General features: G+C 73.1%; 14 protein-coding genes. 4 read left to right on the forward strand and 10 right to left on the reverse strand.

The window, feature by feature from the left end:
* Positions 1-282 precede the first annotated feature (282 nt).
* The 3 genes from C7474_RS15065 (at position 283) to C7474_RS12440 (ending at position 5,413) form a co-directional block, all read left to right on the forward strand.
* On the forward strand, positions 283-2,082 hold the full coding sequence (locus C7474_RS15065) for an Hsp70 family protein (RefSeq protein WP_158597338.1): 1,800 nt from the start codon (positions 283-285) through the stop codon (positions 2,080-2,082).
* A 24-nt stretch (positions 2,083-2,106) separates the two neighbouring features.
* Positions 2,107-4,590: a helix-turn-helix transcriptional regulator gene (locus C7474_RS12435; protein WP_147436716.1), complete on the forward strand. Its 2,484-nt coding sequence runs from the start codon at positions 2,107-2,109 to the stop codon at positions 4,588-4,590.
* Between the two features lie 112 nt (positions 4,591-4,702).
* Complete coding sequence (locus C7474_RS12440; RefSeq protein ID WP_121060359.1) at positions 4,703-5,413, forward strand: IniB N-terminal domain-containing protein; 711 nt, start codon at positions 4,703-4,705, stop codon at positions 5,411-5,413.
* Between the two features lie 337 nt (positions 5,414-5,750).
* Here C7474_RS12440 and C7474_RS12445 read toward each other — a convergent pair whose 3' ends face one another.
* The 3 genes from C7474_RS12445 to C7474_RS15180 form a co-directional block, all read right to left on the reverse strand.
* On the reverse strand, positions 5,751-7,505 hold the full coding sequence (locus C7474_RS12445) for a dynamin family protein (RefSeq protein ID WP_121060360.1): 1,755 nt from the start codon (positions 7,503-7,505) through the stop codon (positions 5,751-5,753).
* Positions 7,502-9,406, reverse strand: coding sequence for a dynamin family protein (locus tag C7474_RS12450; protein ID WP_121060361.1), 1,905 nt, complete (start codon positions 9,404-9,406; stop codon positions 7,502-7,504). The genes C7474_RS12445 and C7474_RS12450 overlap by 4 nt, the downstream gene beginning before the upstream one ends.
* A 145-nt stretch (positions 9,407-9,551) precedes the next feature.
* Positions 9,552-10,781 (reverse strand): hypothetical protein, encoded by a 1,230-nt coding sequence (locus C7474_RS15180; protein ID WP_199692449.1) that lies wholly within the window; start codon positions 10,779-10,781, stop codon positions 9,552-9,554.
* Between the two features lie 165 nt (positions 10,782-10,946).
* On the opposite strand from C7474_RS15180, the gene C7474_RS12460 reads away from it, so the two are divergent.
* On the forward strand, positions 10,947-12,134 hold the full coding sequence (locus tag C7474_RS12460; protein WP_121060362.1) for a THUMP-like domain-containing protein: 1,188 nt from the start codon (positions 10,947-10,949) through the stop codon (positions 12,132-12,134).
* A 32-nt stretch (positions 12,135-12,166) separates the two neighbouring features.
* Here C7474_RS12460 and C7474_RS12465 read toward each other — a convergent pair whose 3' ends face one another.
* The 7 genes from C7474_RS12465 to C7474_RS12495 form a co-directional block, all read right to left on the reverse strand.
* A complete protein-coding gene (locus C7474_RS12465) occupies positions 12,167-12,730 on the reverse strand; it encodes a hypothetical protein (RefSeq protein ID WP_241965233.1) in 564 nt (187 codons plus the stop codon).
* On the reverse strand, positions 12,727-13,788 hold the full coding sequence (gene tsaD / locus C7474_RS12470; protein ID WP_121060363.1) for a tRNA (adenosine(37)-N6)-threonylcarbamoyltransferase complex transferase subunit TsaD: 1,062 nt from the start codon (positions 13,786-13,788) through the stop codon (positions 12,727-12,729). The genes C7474_RS12465 and tsaD overlap by 4 nt, the downstream gene beginning before the upstream one ends.
* Complete coding sequence (gene rimI / locus C7474_RS12475; protein WP_121060364.1) at positions 13,788-14,276, reverse strand: ribosomal protein S18-alanine N-acetyltransferase; 489 nt, start codon at positions 14,274-14,276, stop codon at positions 13,788-13,790. Before rimI ends, tsaD begins: the two co-directional genes overlap by 1 nt.
* Positions 14,273-14,941 (reverse strand): tRNA (adenosine(37)-N6)-threonylcarbamoyltransferase complex dimerization subunit type 1 TsaB, encoded by a 669-nt coding sequence (tsaB, locus tag C7474_RS12480; protein WP_121060365.1) that lies wholly within the window; start codon positions 14,939-14,941, stop codon positions 14,273-14,275. The genes rimI and tsaB overlap by 4 nt, the downstream gene beginning before the upstream one ends.
* Before the next feature lie 64 nt (positions 14,942-15,005).
* Positions 15,006-15,509, reverse strand: a complete 504-nt coding sequence (gene tsaE, locus C7474_RS12485) for a tRNA (adenosine(37)-N6)-threonylcarbamoyltransferase complex ATPase subunit type 1 TsaE (protein WP_121060366.1) — start codon at positions 15,507-15,509, stop codon at positions 15,006-15,008.
* A gap of 124 nt (positions 15,510-15,633) precedes the next feature.
* Positions 15,634-16,749 carry an alanine racemase gene (gene alr / locus C7474_RS12490; protein WP_121060367.1) on the reverse strand — a complete coding sequence of 372 codons (1,116 nt, stop codon included), beginning with the start codon at positions 16,747-16,749 and terminating at the stop codon, positions 15,634-15,636.
* Positions 16,750-16,754: 5 nt separating this feature from the next.
* The gene (locus C7474_RS12495; RefSeq protein ID WP_121060368.1) at positions 16,755-17,165 is read right to left on the reverse strand and encodes a holo-ACP synthase; all 411 of its coding nucleotides are present in this window, start codon (positions 17,163-17,165) and stop codon (positions 16,755-16,757) included.
* Between the last annotated feature and the right edge of the window lie 73 nt (positions 17,166-17,238).

Below are 17,238 nucleotides of genomic sequence, written 5' to 3' on the forward strand. Positions count from 1 at the left end.
CGAGTGCCAATCATCGTCACCCTCGATCCCCCATCCCCCTAACGCCGCGGGGGCCCCGATCCCCCCATGCCCGGTTTCGAGGGGCGATCCGCGAGGAGGGGTGTCGGAACCCGATCGAGAGGAGTAGGAAAGTCACGGGGCTGACAGGGGTTGCCGTGTCCGAGGACACGCGCAAGAGGCCGGGGGAAGGCATTGTCAGAAGAGTTCGTGCACGTAGCGGTGGACGTCGGGACGTCGAGCACATCGGCGGCGATCGGGACAGCGGGGGATGACGGAACGGTCGTGCGCGCGCTGCGCCTCGGCCGCGGCGGCGACACCGCGTCGTCGGCGGTGTTCGTGTCGGAGGACGACGTGCTGCACGGCGACGCCGCCGAGCGCAGAGGCGTCGGCGAGCCGACACGCCTGATCCGCGGCGTCAAACGCCGCGTCGGCGACCCGGTGCCGTTCACGGTCGCCGGACGCACCCTCACCGCCGAGGAGCTGTTCGCCCGTACCGTCGGCTGGGTCGTCACCGCGGCGGGCGAGGTCGGACTCGGCGTCCGCGGCGTCACGGTCACGGTGCCGGCCGCATGGGGCGCTCATCGCCGCGACGGCGTGCGTGCCGCGATCGAACGGCACGGCATCACCGTGGCCGCGATGCCGAGCGAGCCTGAAGCGGCCGCCGCCCACTACGCCGCGACGCACGACATCCCGCCGGGTGCCGTGCTGGCCGTCTACGACCTCGGCGCCGGCACCTTCGACCTCGCCTTCGTGCGCGTCGGCGAGCCCGACGAACCCGCCGTCGTGCTCCACTCCGAGGGCATCGACGACCTCGGCGGCGCCGACTTCGACGACGCCGTCGTCGATCACGTGCTCTCCTCGGCCGACCTCGACCATGCTCCCGGCGCCGCCGTCACCCTCGCCGCAGTGCGGCGCGAGTGCGTCGCGGCGAAGGAGGCGCTCTCGTTCGACGCCGACGCCCTCATCCCGCTGCTCGACGGATCGGGACGGTCGGTGCGCATCGTCCGCAGCGAGTTCGAGGCCATGATCGAAGCCGACATCGAGCGCACCGTCGACGCGTTCGGCCGGGCCCGGGACCGTGCGGGGCTGCGCCCTGACGACATCCACGCGATCGTGCTCTCGGGCGGCTCGAGCCGCATCCCGAGAGTCGCGCAGCTGCTGTCGGAGGCCTTCGACGTGCCGTTGCAGGCGGATGCCGATCCCAAGGCCGTCGTCGCCCTCGGCGCCGCGCGCCTCGGCGCCGATGCGGCGCGGCGGCGGACGGTACTCGCGCTCCCCTCGGTGCCCGCCGACGCCGATGCGGCCGTGCTGCACTTGGCGCCGCGTCCCCCGCGGTGGCGGGTCGCGATGACCAGCACGGCGGCCGCGGCGGCCCTCCTGGGCGGCGCGACATTCGGCGGCTCGGCGATGGCGCTGAGCGTCGTCGCCGCACCGGACACCTCAGTCGCCGCCGGCGCCGACGACAGCGCCCTGCCGCTGCAGAATCCGTTCCTTCCCCTCCCGGTCAGCGAAGTCGCCGAGGGCGCGGATCCCGCCGTCGCGGAGCCCGCTCCCCCGGCCGTCGCGCCGCCGGTCGCGGCACCTCCCGCGGCCGAGGCAGACACCCCGGTCCTGCGACCTCCGCTCAAGCCGGGGGTCACGCCGAAGGCGCCTCCCGCGCCACGGGCCGTGGAGCGTCTGCTGACGCCGACCTCTCCGGCACCGCAAGCACCGGGCGCGGCGCCGGAGAACCGACCGCCGGAGGCACGACCCTCTGCGGATCGGCCGCCCGCCGTGCCGCCGGCACCGCCGGCGCCGACGCCCACGCCGGTGACCGAGCCCGAGCCAGCGGGCGAGCCCGAGCCGACGACCCCGCCGGAGCCTCAGCCGACGTCCGACCCCGAACCGACGCAGGAACCGCAGCCGGAGCCGACACAGGAACCGCAGCCGGAGCCCACGCAGGAACCGCAGCCCGAGCCCACGACCGAGCCCGAACCCCAGCCGACTCAGGAACCCTCGCCCGAGCCGCAGCCCACCGAACCGGATCCTTCCCCTCCACCGGGTCCCGAACCGTCTCCGACCGAGGCGCCTGTTCCGATCTGACCCGTGAAGGGCGAGGAAGACATCATGATGAGCACAGCACCGAGGTCGCTGCTGGCCCTGGGGGTACCGATCGCACCCACGCGCGGTCCCGGCGAGGATCTCGCCCGACTGATCGGCGACACGGCGGCGAGCGCGCTGGTCGGGGCGACGCTCCCCGTCCGCGGCGTGGTCCTCGGCCCCGCGGGCTCGGGCAAGACGGCCGCACTGGACGCCCTGCGCGCCGAACTGCGCGCCCGCGGACTCACCGTCGCCGACCGGGCGGACGCGCCGGCGGAGCACGTCGTCGTCCTCGACGACGCGCACGCGCTCGACGATGCCGCACTCGAGGCGGCCAGCGCGTGCGTCGACGACCCCGACCGGAGCATCGTCGTCGCCTATCGCGATCACGCGGCGCCGCCGCGCCTGCGCGCCCTCGCGGCACGGCTCGAGAAGACGACCGCGCCGGTGCTGCTGGGGACGGTCGAGGTGGAGCAGATCGCCGAGGCGACCCGCGTGCCGCTCGCCTGCGCGCACGCCATCATCCGTCGCACGCAGGGTCTCACGTGGCTGACCCTCGCCGCGCTCGACGCCCACGACTCCGGAACGTGCGAGCTCGACCCCGAGCACCGCGACCTCGCACGCGGACTCCGGGGAGGGATCGCCCATCGCCTGGCCCAGGTGCCGGCCGCCGCACGCGACGCCGTCGAGGCGCTGTGCCTGTTCCCGCCCGCCGAGATCGCCGCACAGGATCCACCGGAGATCGGCTGGGACGACGCGATCGAGCACGGGCACGCCGTGGGCCTGCTGGCCGTCAACGGCTCCCCGCCCTCGATCGTGCGCGCCGCGGTGCGTGCGTCGCTTCCCGTGCACCGCATCACGCGTCTGCTCGCCCTCGCGCACATCGGCGACGACGACGAGTGGGACGAGGATGCCACCGCGAGCGCGCCGGACCGCCTGCAGACACGGGGCGATGCCGTGCGTGCGGACGATCCCGCCCGCGCCCTGCAGCTGTACCGGGAGGCGCTCGTGGCCGGCGCCGCACCCTCCGACCTCGCCCTGCGGTTCGGCGTCGCGGCGTTCGGCACGGGCGATCTCGACACCGCCGCCGCGGGCGTCGACCGGCTTCTCGCCCACCCCGAGCATCCGGATCGCGACGACGCGCAGAGCGCCGCCGCCGCGGTGTGGGCTGCGCGCGGCGCTCTCGCCGCCGGCGCACCGGCCGCGGCGCCCGCCGTATCGGCGGTGTCCGCGGCCCGGCGCGCGCTCATCGATCTGGGCGTCGGCCGCCGCCCCCAGACCGCCCCCGCGGGCACCGTCGCGGACACACTCACGGTCGCCTCGGACGCCCTCACCGCGGCGCTGCGCGGCTCGCTCGGCCTCGACGTCGCGCGCGCGGTCGACGACCTCGTGCTGGCCTCGGAGCTCTACAGCGCGAGCCGCTGCGACTTCCCGCTCGTGGAGCCGCCGGCCGTCGTCGCCGCGGCCGCCGCGATGGCGACCGGGGATCTCGGCGTGGCGGCATCCGTTCTCGAGTCGGCCGTCGACGCCGGTCAGGGGGGCGCGTGGGCACGCCCGCGGCTGCGCCTGTGGCGCGCATGGGTGGCGATCGCCGCCGCGCGTCCCGACGAGGCCCGCTCGCACCTGGATGCGGCACGCGACACGGCCACCGCCCTGCAGCCGCGCGATCGGCTCATCGAGGCCGCCTGCGAGACGGCCCTGGCCCGGCGCTACGCCAACACGGCGACCCTGCTGGCGGTCTTCCGCGACGCGCGACCGCACCTGCTGCGGCGGCGGTTCGACGCGTACCTGCTCCCGTTCCTCGGCGAGCTGATGCTGGCGGCTGTGCGCGTCGGTGCGGCCGACGCCGTCGACCGTCATTTCGACGCCGCCGTCGAGGGCCTCGCCGCCCTCGAAGACCCGCCGCTGTGGTCGCCGCTGCTCCACTGGGCCGGCATCCAACGCGGGATCCTGCTCAATCGTCCCGAGCTGCTCGTGCCGCACGCACGCGCCCTGCTGGCCGCCGCCGCGCACAGCCCGTTCGCGGCGCGTCTGGCCGAAGCCGGGCACGTCTGGACCGACGTGCTGGGGGGCACCGTCGAGCCCCTGCGGGTCGAGGCGGCCGCGCACGCCCTCGCCCACGACGGCCTCGCGTGGGACGGTGCCCGACTGGCCGCCCACGGCGCCGCCCGCACCGGCGACCGGCAGGCGTACGCGCAGCTGCTCGCGTGCGCGCGGGAGCTGCATCCCAAGCAGGTGCTGCAGCCCGAGGCGGTGCGCCCCGAGGCGACCGCGCCCCTCGGGGACGGCACCCCGCTGAGCGCCCGCGAACTCGATGTCGCCCGTCTCGTCGTGCAGGGGAAGACCTACGTCGAGATCGGGCAGACGCTGTTCATCTCGCCGCGCACCGCCGAGCACCACATCGCCCGCATCCGCCGCCGACTCGACGCGAACTCGCGTTCGGAGCTGCTGACAAAGCTGCGCGACGTGCTGCACTCCGACGACCCGACCGGCCGGGAGGGCGCCGCATGACCACCCACTTCCCCCCTACCGGGGGACACCGGGCACGGGGGCACTCCCCGATGCCGCGGCCCACGGACTCCCCTAACCTCGGGATGCCGATCTGCGAACGCACGGAGGACTCATGAGCACCGCGATCTCGACCATGGCCAATGCGCTGATCGACTTCATCCTGAGCCTGCTGCGAGATCCGGAGGCGCAAGCGCAGTTCGACGCCGAACCGGAGGCGACGCTCGCCGCGAACGGGATGCAGGGCGTCTCGTACCACGACCTGTGCGCCGTGCTGCCGATGGTCTACGACAATCCGCAGGTCGCCCAGCGGGCAGAGCCGGCGGCGATCGTGACCCCGCGGCAGACCGATCCGGAGGTGATCCGGGAACTGCGCGACGTCATCAACAACAACGCCTACATCACGAACAACTCGACCCTCGTCGACCAGTCCGTCAACCAGAACATCTGGGCCGAGGGCGACGTCATGCAGCTGTTCGACAACGAGGCGATCATCGCGAGCGGCCAGGGCTCCGCGGCCGCCGGTGGCGACATCGTCCACGACAGCAGCACCGACTCGTCGACGACGATCACCGCCGGCGGCGACGCCGTGGTCGACAACGACGTCGACGTGACCACGACCGAGGACTCGTACAACCAGACCACCGACGCGCCGACCACCGACAATTCGACGACGACCACGATCACCGATTCGACCATCGCCGCTCCGGCGCCCGAGCCCGCACCCGACCCGATGGCGGAGGCTGCGACGTACGCCGACCAGGACACGGCGACGCTGCCCGAGGGCGACGGCTTCGACGACGCCTACGCCGACGATGACTTCTGAGGACCGCGCGGCACCGCAGCTGCGCACGACGCGGACGCAGCCGGAGCGCCCGACGCTGACGACCGCCAACCACGCGCCCGTCGTCGCGCAACTGCCGCCGCCGGTGTCGGTGCGCATCAGCCAGCTGCTGTGGATCCTCGCCCTCGCCGTCGGCGCGTTCGCCGTCGCCTACGCGTACATCATCCGGGAGGACCAGCTCGAGGTGATCTCCGACCGGGTGCGCACCGTGAACCCGAACCGCGCCGACGAGACCGTCACGACGACCGCCGACATCCTCTACTGGTCGCTGTTCGGCGCCCTCGTCGCGGTCGTGCTGCTGCAGCTGGTGTTCCTCGTGTCATTCATGAACCGCCGCCGCCGCGCGCGCTGGTGGCTGCTGGCGACGCTGCTGCTGCTGGGGGCGATCGCGGTGGTCGGCGTCGAGTTCGTCGGCGTCGGCACGACCGCCGACCCGATGCGCATGATCCTGCTGCTGCAGGCCGGCCTCGCCGTGCTCGCGCTGCTCGTGGGGCTGCTGCCCCCCGCCATCCGCTGGACCGCCCGCGGGATCGACGTGCGCCGCGGTCCCACGGCCGCTGCCGCCGGTCCCGACTTCTGAGACCACGCCCTCGAGGCTCCGCACGACGGCGGCGCACACGCGGGCCCGCGCGGCCGACCCCAGAGGGGATGCCGCTTCCGCCCGCCAACGGTCGAGGAGTGCGAGGGCGCGTTCGCGTGCGACGCCCTGATGCGCGCCGGGCGGAAGGCCGAGGCGCGTCGCGACGTCGGTGCCCTCGCCGCCCAGCAGTCGCTCGGCCTCGACGTCGAGGGCGCCGTCGGCGTCCGAGACGGTCACCTCCCGCGCGTCCGGCGACATCGCGGGCCCGAGGCCCAGTCCGGTCGCGCGGGCGCGGGCGAGCAGTTCGAGCTCGCGCAGCTCGTGCGACTCGGCGGCGAGCCGCTCGATGCCCGCCTCGAGGGCACCGGCATCCGCCCGCGGGCGGTCGCGGACGAGCATCTCGAGTCCGCCGAGCACGCTGCGCACCTTCAGGGCCGCCTCACGTCCCCGGAACTGACGACGGATCACCCCGCGCAACTCGTCGAGGCCCGACTGCTCCAGCAGGCGTTCCGACAGCTGCTGCGCCGAGCGGGCCCCACCGCGCAGCAGCGCGATCGCGAGCCGGATGCCGGAGATGCCGAACCGATCGACGAGGCCGGCACGGGCCTCCGCGGTCACCGGAGTGTCGCCGCCGCGGGTGAAACGGTCGACCGACAGCAGCATCCGCTCGCGCTCGGCACGGTCGAGCTCCGCGAGCACGCGCAGCGCCTGGAACTCCCGCTCCCGCAGCGTGCGGGCCGTCTCGGCGAGCAGGCCGGCGACCGGCAGCACCGTGACCGACAGTCGTCGCATCTGCGGATCGGCGCGGTAGCGCTCGGCGATGGTGCGAGCCGACAGCATCGCATCGAGCCGGCCCGCTCCCACCTCGTCTGCCCGCGAGAGCACCGCCAGGGCGTTGACGGCGCGCGCCGCCCCCGCCGCGGTGTCGCGGAACGCCTCGAGGAAGGCGAGATCCGAGGTGTGCAGGTGCCGCAGCAGGTAGACGATCGCATCGGCGTCGGAAGGACCGTCGTCGGGCGGGAGGAGGAAGCGGCGAGTGCGTTCGGACACGCGCTCCGACACCGACTCGATCCCCGAGGTGTCGATCAGCACCATCGACCGCAGTCCGACAGAGGGCCAGCGCACGTCGATGGCCTCGACATCGTCGACCGAGGTGCCGCCCAGATCGAACGCGAGGCGCCCCTGCGTGCGTCGCAGGGCGAGCCGCTGCGTCCCGCCGCCGAGCAGGCGGGCCGTCACCGCCGGGGTGTCTCCGTAGCGGTACCAGGTGACCGCGCGTGTGCACTCGCCGGCATCCGTCGGCGCGACGCGCTCACCGAGCATCGCGTTCAGTAGCGTGGACTTGCCCGCCTTGACCATCCCGGCGATGCCGAGGCGCAGCGGATCGTGCAGACGGGCGCGCCATTGCGTGATGCGCGCCGAGGCCGTCGGATCGTCGGCATACGCGGCCGCGGCGAGGTCGAGCAGCGCCCGCGCGTCGTCGCCGATGTTCACACCGGCTCCGCGGCACCGAGCGCCCGTCCCGCGGATGCGGCCCCCACGGCGACCGCGGCCACCTCGCGGCTCGGGGCCGTGCCGGCCGGCAGCGCGCGGCGCAGCCCGGTCAGCAGTTGCGCGTGCTCGCGCAGCTGTGCGATGCGGCCGTCGCGGTCTTTCGCGTAGGTTCCGGCGGCCAGCCGCGCGGCATCGGCGGCGGTGGTCAGCGACCGATGGATCTCGTCGGCGCGGGCGCCGAAGTGGTCGCGCGTCGCGCGCTGCACCGCGCGCAGCCGGTCGCGCAGCTGCTTGCCGACCTGGAAGGCGACCTCGTCGATGTAGCGGCGCACGAGGGTCTTCGCCTCGGACTGCCGCCGGGAGAGGCGGGCCTGCTTGTCTTCGCGGTACGCACGGCGCCCGACGAGCACACCGGCCAGCAGCGAGAGGGGGTTGAGCACCGACAGCCCCAGCACGCTGGTGGCGAGTCCCACCATCAGCACGCCGCCGTACGAGCCGCGCACGCCGATGTAGATCTTCTCGGCCGCCGACATGCTCGCGGCGTCCATCCCGGTCATCTCGTCGACGGGGTCGAGCACGCCGGTGATGTCGCTGACGTCGATGTCGGGGATGTCGTCCTCGCCCTCGAGGAACTGCTCGGCGACCTCGCGCGCCAGCCACTGCTGCCGCTCGTTGGTCCACACGAACGTGTCGGACACCGCTTCGCCGACCCGCTCGTCGAGCCACCCGGAGAACTGGTCCCAGATGGGCGCCGGATCGCCCTCGTCGATGGCCTCCTCCGCCTGCCGCTGCACGCGGCGCAGGCGGTCGCGCAGGTCGTGCTCGGTGTCGGCGATGAGGTCGCCGATCCCGTCGGTGAGGGTCGTCTGCCACCGCGAGGACCGGCTGCGGAACTCGTCGGCACGGCTCTTGGCGACCTCGAGCCGCGCGACGATCTCGGGCGTCTGCTCCGGGTGCTCGAGTGCGCGCAGCTCCGCCTGGACGACCAGCAGGAGCTGTTCGGCGACGACGCCCAGGTCGGCGGAGGCCGCCTCGCGCTGCAGCTCCTCCGTGCGTCCGACGACGTGCGTGCGCAGGTGGGTGACCAGCGCCGGGAATCCGGATTCCTCGTTCAGCTCACGATCGCGCTCGGCGGCGGCCGTGAGGCGCAGGTCGCTCGAGACGGCGAACACCGGCACGTCGCCGAGCCCGTCGAGGTGCTCGCGGTCGATCTGCTCGATGCGGCGCCATTCCGGATAGACGTCGGTCTTCGACACGACCGCCGACACGTTCGGCGTCACCCGCAGCGCCTGGCGCAGCAGTCGCAGCTCCGGCGCGGTGTACTCCTGCGAAGCGTCGGAGACGAGCAGCATGGCGTGCGCGCCGGCCAGCGACGACAGCGTCGACAGCTCGCGGAACGTCGCGACGTCGGAGACCCCGGGCGAATCGACCAGCCGCAGCCCGCCCTTGAGGATCTCGCGCGGCAGCATCACCTCCGCGCCGACCACGGGCACGCCCTCGTGCGCCGGCTCCGCGGCCGTCACGACACCGGCCACCTCGTCGATCGGGACGGGCCGCCGCTGCGGTTCGGCATCCGCCCGCTCCTGCATGAGCAGCGCCGCCTCGGGCGGGTCGCCGTACCCGACCACCGTGGCGACCCGCGTGGCGATGTCGTCGTCGACCGGGCACACCGGGGCCCCGACGAGGGCGTTGATGAGCTTGCTCTTGCCCTGTTTGTACTCCCCGACCACGAGCACGCGCACATACGGGTCGAGCAGCCGCGCCCGCGTGTGCACGAGGTGTTCGGCGAGGTCGTCGCGTCCCGCGTCCCGGCTCAGCTGCGCCAGCCGGTCAGCCGCCCCCACCAGCTCGTCCGCCGTGGGCACGGATGCCCGCCCCGCATCCGTCGTCTTCTTGCTCATCGATGTCTCGATCCCCCCACGCGCCGTCGCGCGAGTCCCCCACTGGGCACGGTACTGGGCGCGGCCGGGACGCTCAAGGCCCGGCGCACATGACCGGCGCCCCGGACGGCGAGGGGCCGTCCGGGGCGCCGGGTGCGGTGTGCGGTCAGAACAGATCCACGTCCTCGACGTCGATGTTTGTTCCCCCGTTGTCGGCGATGTCGTTGCCGACCTGCCACATGTTGCTCGACTCGTCGGTCCAGCTCTGCTCGTTGCTCACCGTGGGCGAGAACTCCTCGTTGAACGAGTCGTTGAGCGAGTCGGAGATCGACGTGTTGATGCTCTCGTCGACCGCGGAGTTCCACTCGTTGGTGAACGAGTCGGTGATCGTGGTCTGCAGCGAGTTGTCGGTCATCGAGTTGTCGACCGCGCTGTTGAACGAGTTGAGGTTCATCGTGGTGTTCGTCTCGTTGCCGATCCACGCGTCGCCGCCGACCATGTAGTTCACCGAGTTGTCGATCGAACTGTCGAACGTGATGTCGCCGCCGGCCGCGTTGGCGCCCGTGCCGGTGGCGGCCAGTGCCGACGCCGACGAGCCGACCGCGACATCGCCTCCCGCATCGATGTTGTTGTTCAGCGACTGGTCGATGTTGGTCGACGTGTTGTTGACCGTCACCGAGCCGCCCACGGTCCCCAGACCCGCAAGCGGAGCAGCCGAGCCGCCGAACGCCGTCGAGTACTCCCGCACACCCGCGTTGACGGAGTTGTCGTTCGCGGAGTCGTGGATCGAGTTGTCCTCGTCGTAGTCCAGGTGCTGGTTGTACGACCCGAAGTTGCCGGAGTCGTTCGTCGAGTTGTCGGAGCTGTCGTTGAACGAGTCCGAGATCGACGTGTTGATCGAGTTGTCGGAGTTGTCCGAGTTGTCGGAGTTGTCCGAGTTGTCGCTGTTGTCCGAGTTGTCGCTGTTGTCCGAGTTGTCGCTGTTGTCCGAGTTGTCGCTGTTGTTCGCGATGCCGTTGACTGAGTCGTCGGTCGAGTTGTCGGAGTTGTCCGAGTTGTCACTGTTGTCGCTGTTGTTGGCGACACCCCAGCCGTTGACGCTGCTGTCACTGTTGTCCGAGTTGTCGGAGTTGTCGCTGTTGTCGGAGTTGTCGCTGTTGTCGGAGTTGTCACTGTTGTCGGAATTGTCACTGTTGTCCGAGTTGTCGGAATTGTCGCTGTTGTCCGAGTTGTCGGAGTTGTCGGAGTTGTTCGCAACCCCGTTCACCGAGTCGTTCGTCGAGTTGTCGGAGTTGTCGCTGTTGTCCGAGTTGTCCGAGTTGTCCGTCAGCGCCACGTCGACGTCGACACCGACGTTCGTCTCGTCCACGTCACTGAGGATGTTGCCGTCAGCCATTTCGAGTTCCTCTCATCGGGCGCCCCACGCGCCAGTGAGATGAGTCTTCGCCGCAGGCCGCGCCACGGCATCCGGGAGCATCCCCCCGGTGCACCCCGAGACCTCGGGGACCCGTAGGGGGTTCGCAGCCCGGGGGTGGGGGATGCGGGCACCTAGGCTGGTCGGATGGAGATGGCCGAGCTCGCCGCACTGCTGACCCCCGACGGGCTGCGGCTGCTCGACACGCTCGGCGCGCCCGCCGCCGTCGACGATGTCGCCGGGATCGTGTCGCGTCTACGACGCGACGGACACTCCCCCGACCTCGTCTCGGCGGTCGTCGGGCAGGCGCGCCTGCGCGCGAAGGCGGCGACCAAGTTCGGGCCGTTCGCCGATCGGATGCTGTTCACGCGCGCCGGGCTCGAACAGGCGACGCGGCTCGAGATCGCCGCGCGGCACGCGGCACGCTTCCGCGACGCCGGACTCGCCCGCGTCGCCGACCTCGGCTGCGGCATCGGCGGCGACGCCCTGGGGCTCGCCGGCATCGGCCTGGATGTGCTGGCCGTCGACGCCGACGAGATCACCGCGGCGATCGCCGCCTACAACCTCGCGCCGTTCGGCGACGCGGTCACCGTACGTCACGCCCGCGCCGAGGACGTCGACCTCGGCGGCGTCGACGCCGTCTGGCTCGACCCCGCCCGCCGCACCGCCGGTCACGCCGAGACCGCCCGTCTCGGCGCCGACGCGTGGTCGCCGTCGCTGGATTGGGTCCTGGGCCTGGCCGAACACATGCCGACGGGCGTGAAGCTCGGTCCGGGGCTGGACCGCGACCGCATCCCCGACGGTGTCGAGGCGCAGTGGATCAGCGTCGACGGCTCGACGATCGAGCTCGTGCTGTGGTCGGGCGCGCTCGCCCGGCCGGGCGTCGCCCGCGCCGCCTTCGTGGTGCGCGGCGACACGGCCGCCGAGCTGACGGCATCCGCCGACACCGAGGACGAACCGGTGCGGCCGCTCGGCGCGTTCGTGCACGAGCCGGAGGGGGCCGTCATCCGGGCGCGGCTCATCGGCGACGTCGCCCGCACGCTGCAGGCGGGGATGGTGGCGGAGGGGATCGCCTACCTGACCTCGGATGCCGCCTTGACGAGCCCGTTCGTGCAGACGTTCCGCGTGCGCGAGGTGCTGCCCCTCAAGGTGCCGGCGATCACCGCCGCGCTGGTGGCCGCCGACGTCGGGACCGTCGAGATCAAGAAGCGTGGCGTCGACATCGATCCGGCGCAGTTCCGACGCAAGCTGAAGCTCCGCGGCACGCGGACGGCGACGCTGATCCTGACGCGCACCGCCGCGGGGCGGGTGGCGATTCTCGCCGACCGCGTCTGAGCGGCGCAGCGTGCACCGCGCGCGGGCGCGACTCAGCCGAAGAGCGGGCCCTGCGTCGAGGCCCACCACAGCCAGCCGGCGCTGTACAGCAGGGATGCGACGCTGAGGCACAGCGCCCAGACCGCGAGACCGCGGCTCTCCCAGGGCCGGCGCAGCGCGACGAGAGCCAGCACCGCGCCGAGGATGCCGATGAGGAAGCCCCACCCGACCACGAGCGCGACCGCGAGGGCGAGCACGGCGAACAGCAGCGCCCACGGCGCGAGCCGCAGCGGGCGACTCTGCGCGATCTCCGCCTGCACCGCGTCGATGCGCACCGGCTCGGTCGCCGTGAGCGGCACGTCGACGGGCGCCGTCATCGCACGCGAGTAGCCGCCGCGGTGGGCGCCCGGCAGGGCGGTCACGTCCACGGCGAGGTCGACGTCCTCCCCCGGCACATCGATGCGCGGCGACGCGGGAGCGGGTGTGGGGGCGGATGCGGATGCCGGCTCGGCCGCAGGGGCGGCATCCGCCGTGACATCGATACGGGATGCGGCCGCCGCCCGAACCGCGTCGGCCATCGGCGTCGGCTCGAGGCCCGGAGTGCGCTCGCCGCTCATACCGGCGCCGCCACCTGGATCTCGGTCACCGGCAGCGTCGAGTCCGCACCGAACCCGAGGGTCGAGGCGGGGCGTCCCGAGCGGATGAGCTCGGCGGCGAGGGCGGCGATCATGGCTCCATTGTCGGTGCACAGGCTCAGCGGCGGAATGCGCACCGCGACACCGGCCGCCGCGGCGCGCTCCAGGGCGACCTCGCGCAGTCGACGGTTGGCGATGACGCCGCCGCCGAGCAGCAGCCGCGGAACATCGTGGCGCGCGCAGGCGTCGAGCGCCTTGGTGACGAGCACGTCGACCACCGCTTCGCGGAAGGATGCCGCGACGTCGGCGACGGGAAGGTCCGCACCGTCCCGCTCGGCCTGCTCGGTCCACCGGGCGACGGCGGTCTTCAGCCCGGAGAACGAGAAGTCGTAGCGGTGCTCGGCCATGTCGGAGGCCCGCGACAGGCCGCGCGGGAAGCGGATCGCGTTCGGGTCGCCCGCCGCCGCGGCCCGGTCGATCTCGGGACCGCCGGGGTAGGGGAGCCCCAGGATGCGCGCGATCTTGTCGAACGCCTCGCCGGCCGCGTCGTCCATCGTCTCGCCGAGCAGCTCGACGTCGCCGACGAGGTCGCGCACGAGCAGCAACGAGGTGTGGCCGCCGCTGACCAGCAGCGCCACGGTCGGATACTCGACCTCTTCGCCCGTCAGGATGTCGGCGGCGATGTGCCCGACGAGATGGTTCACGGCGTACAACGGCTTGTCGAGGCTGACGGCGAGCGCTTTGGCCGCACCGATGCCGACCATGAGCGCTCCGGCCAGACCCGGCCCGCTCGTGACCGCGATCGCGTCGAGGTCCTCCAGGCGGACACCGGCCTCGGCCACAGCGGCGTCGATCGACGGCTGCAGCGCCTCGAGATGGGCGCGGGCGGCGACCTCGGGAACGACGCCGCCGTAGCGGGCGTGCTCGTCCATCGAGCTGGCGATGGTGTTGCTCAGCAGCATCCGCCCGCGCACGATGCCGATGCCGGTCTCGTCGCAACTGGTCTCGATGCCGAGCACGAGGGGTGCGTCGCGATTCATCAGCAGGCTCCCGTCTGATCGAGGGTGCGAGCGGCGCTCCACGCCGGCACGTCGAGCTGCATGACGATCGCGTCGACACCGTCGGCGGCGTAGTAGTTCGCGCGGATGCCGATCTCCCGGAACCCCTCCGAGGCGTACAGCTTCTGCGCGACGGCGTTGTCGGCGCGCACGTCGAGGAAGACGTGGCGCACGTCGCGCAGCGCCGCCTGCTCCAGGAGGGCCGCCAGCAGGGCGCGGCCGGCGCCGCGACCACGCGCGCTGTCGGCGAGGGCGATCGTCTGGATGTCGCCGTCGTTCGCGCCGGCGGGTGCCCGCAGTCCCGCGTAGCCGACGACGCGGCCACCGTCCTCGGCGACCAGGTAGTGGTTGTGGGGCGAGGCGAGCTCGGCTGCCATCATCGGCTCGCTCCAGGCATCCGACGGGAACGAGGCGTGCTCGATCGCCATGATGGCGGCGAGGTCTGCGGGGGTGGCGGGGCGCAGCGTCATCCGGTCACCTTCTTCGGGGCGCCGGGCAGGGTGACGTCGGGGGCGCGCAGGTAGAGCGGTTCACCCTCGGCCAGCGTGCGTCCCGCGGCCACGGCACGGGCCGCGGCGAGGGCGATCATCGCGGCGGGGATCGCGGTGACATCGCGGCGCACGGCGCCGAGGGCGGCGAGCCGGTCGTCGAGGTCGACCTGCGGCACGAGCGCCGGCTCCGTCGCACGGATCGGCAGCCCGTCGTCGTCGAGGCCGTCGTAGACCGTGTAGGCGAACTCGCGGCGGCGCGCGTCGGTGACGACGGCGAAGCGGGGCAGGTCGGCGAACGGGTCGGCGAGGAGGATCGCCAGGGCTGCGGCGTCGTGGCTCGGCACCGGGACGACCGGCAGGCCCCGCCCGAGCGCGAAGGCGCGGGCCGCCGCGATCCCGACCCGCAGGCCGGTGAACGGGCCGGGTCCCATTCCCGCCGCGACATGCGTCAGCTCGACCGGCGCGGGAGCGGCGGTCGAGCCGATGGGTCCGCGGGCGGCGTCGCGGAGGGCGTCGGCGAGCAGCGTACCGATCACTTCGGCGTGGCCGAGCGGATTCGCACTCTGCGCCTCGGCGCGCACCGCGCCGTCGGAGTCGACGACCGCGACCGCCGTTCCGAGGGAGGTGTCGATGCCGAGGATCACACCCTCCAGGGTAGTCGCGCCCACCGGGACAGCTCTCGGGCGGGGTACTCGGCGTCGTCGTGGGCTATGGGCGGCGGGTGATGGTGACCTCGCGCGGCGCGGCGTCCTCCATCTCGGCGTAGGCGGGTCCTGCGGTGCCGCACGCGTTGTCGATGCCGGTGCCGCTCCAGCCGCGGGCGATCTCGATCTCCCACCAGTGGTCGACGAGGCCGTCGACCATCCCGCGCCCCCATTCGACGATGACGGCGGAGTGCGCGAGGTCGATGTCGAGGTCGTCGAGCTCTGCGGGCGAGCCCAGCCGATACGCGTCGACGTGCACGAGGGCGGGGCCGCCGACGAGTGACGGGTGGGTGCGGGCGAGCACGAACGTGGGGCTCTGCACCGGTCCCCGGATGCCGAGTCCGGCACCTATGCCGCGGGTCAGCGTCGTCTTGCCCGCCCCGAGGGGTCCGGTCAGGACGACGAGATCACCCGCTCCCAGCGCCGCGCCGATCTCGCGTCCGAGCTGCTCCATGGCCTCGGGCGACGCGATCTGCCGCTCCCCGACGAAGGCGTCGAGCCCCGTCACCGTCTGTTCCCTGTCCACAACTCAGGAAGAACGCGGGCCGCCCGGCGCGCATTCCGCGGGATCCCGCGGGCCGGCATCCGCCGCACGCGCGAATGTCCTGAGAAGTGAACGGCGGCCGCCGCGCTCACTTCCCGGCCTCCCGGCGCGGCACGCGCGGCCCGATGCGCGTGACGATCTCGTAGTTGATGGTGCCGGCCGACTCCGCCCAGGCCTCGACGGGCGGGGCGCCGAGCGTCGGGTCGCCGAAGAGCACCGCCTCATCGCCGACCGCGACCGGGGTGTCGCCGACGTCGACGACGAACTGGTCCATCGCGATGCGGCCCGCGACCGGGAACGTGCGGCCGCCGATGCGCACCGCCGCACCGCTCGAGGCGGCGCGCGGCACCCCATCGGCGTAGCCGAGCGGCACGAGGGCGAGCGTCGTCTCCCCCGCGGTCCGATGCGTGTACCCGTACGACACGCCCTGCCCGGCCGGCACCCGCCGCACCGCGGCGACGGCAGCGCGGAGCGTCATCGCGGGACGCAGTCCGAGGTCGGCCGAGGTCTTGTCGGCGAACGGCGACAGCCCGTAGATCGCGATGCCCAGGCGCACGCAGTTCAGTCGGGCCTCGGGCAGCGCGATGGCCGCGTGCGAGGCGGCGATGTGGGTCAGGTGCGGCCGCAGTCCGTAGCTGCCGGCGCCGGCGAGGGCGACCTGGAAACGCGCGAGGGCGGCGCGATCCTCGTCTTCGGACGTGTTCGACAGGTGGCTGAAGATGCCGGCGACCCGCAGCTTGCCGATGCGCTCGAGCCGCGCGGCCTCGGCGAAGACGAGGGCGTAGTCGGCGGGGGCGATGCCGTTGCGGCCGAGGCCCGTTTCGACCTTCAGCTGCACCGTGACGGGGTGGTCGCCGCGCGACGCGGCGGCCGCGGCCTGCAGCTGATCGTGCGACGAGATGCCGAGTTCGATGCCGCGTGAGGCCGCCTGGGCGAAGTCGGCGTCGGGGCCGTGCAGCCACGCGAGGACCGGCGCGTCGATCCCGCCGCGGCGCAGCGCGAGGGCTTCGTCGATGTCGGCGACGGCGACCCGGCCGGCGCCGCCGGCGAGCGCGGCCCGGGCGGAGCGCACCGCGCCGTGGCCGTAGCCGTCGGCCTTGACGACGGCGATCACCTCGGAAGCGGTCAGGCGCCGCAGGTGGCGGACGTTGTCCTCGATGGCGTCGGTGTCGATGACGGCCTCGCGCATCGTGCCGTGCGGCATCCGGGTCACGTCGGGGTCCCTTCGGTCACGGAGTGTTCGGCGGGGCGTGCGGCGGATGCCGCATCACCCGCTTCGGCGACGACATACGCGGTCGCGAGGCCGGCGTCGTGCGACAGTGAGAGGTGCACCGCGGTGATGCCGCGGCCCGTGACGACGGCCGCCGTCGACCCCGACAGCGCGAACACCGGACGTCCGCTGGGCTCGGAGGCAACCTCGATGTCGGCCCAGTGCACGCCGTCCGAGCCGCCGAGCGCCTTGATGAGCGCCTCCTTCGCGGCGTACCGCGCGGCCAGCGAGTGGGGTTTCAGCATCCGCTCGCCCGGCGCGAAGAGCCGCTCGAGCAGCTTCGGAGTGCGGGAGAGGGCGCGTTCGAACCGGGGGATGTCGACGAGGTCGACCCCGATGCCCACGATCATCCGTTCAGCCTACCGACGGCGCCCGCACCGCCGGCACGGTGCCGCCCGTCCGCGAAACCTCATCTGTCCGCCG

It is taken from the genome of Microbacterium telephonicum (genome assembly GCF_003651225.1).
GTDB lineage: Bacteria > Actinomycetota > Actinomycetes > Actinomycetales > Microbacteriaceae > Microbacterium > Microbacterium telephonicum.

Bases quoted from the DNA above. Each gene is read 5' to 3' on its own strand.
- C7474_RS12435 (WP_147436716.1), top strand. From the start codon at position 2,107: ATGATGAGCACAGCACCGAGGTCGCTGCTGGCCCTGGGGGTACCGATC.
- C7474_RS12440 (WP_121060359.1), top strand. From the start codon at position 4,703: ATGAGCACCGCGATCTCGACCATGGCCAATGCGCTGATCGACTTCATC.
- C7474_RS12450 (WP_121060361.1), bottom strand. From the start codon at position 9,406: ATGAGCAAGAAGACGACGGATGCGGGGCGGGCATCCGTGCCCACGGCG.
- C7474_RS15180 (WP_199692449.1), bottom strand. From the start codon at position 10,781: ATGGCTGACGGCAACATCCTCAGTGACGTGGACGAGACGAACGTCGGT.
- C7474_RS12460 (WP_121060362.1), top strand. From the start codon at position 10,947: ATGGAGATGGCCGAGCTCGCCGCACTGCTGACCCCCGACGGGCTGCGG.
- C7474_RS12465 (WP_241965233.1), bottom strand. From the start codon at position 12,730: ATGAGCGGCGAGCGCACTCCGGGCCTCGAGCCGACGCCGATGGCCGAC.
- tsaD (WP_121060363.1), bottom strand. From the start codon at position 13,788: ATGAATCGCGACGCACCCCTCGTGCTCGGCATCGAGACCAGTTGCGAC.
- rimI (WP_121060364.1), bottom strand. From the start codon at position 14,276: ATGACGCTGCGCCCCGCCACCCCCGCAGACCTCGCCGCCATCATGGCG.
- alr (WP_121060367.1), bottom strand. From the start codon at position 16,749: ATGCCGCACGGCACGATGCGCGAGGCCGTCATCGACACCGACGCCATC.
- C7474_RS12495 (WP_121060368.1), bottom strand. From the start codon at position 17,165: ATGATCGTGGGCATCGGGGTCGACCTCGTCGACATCCCCCGGTTCGAA.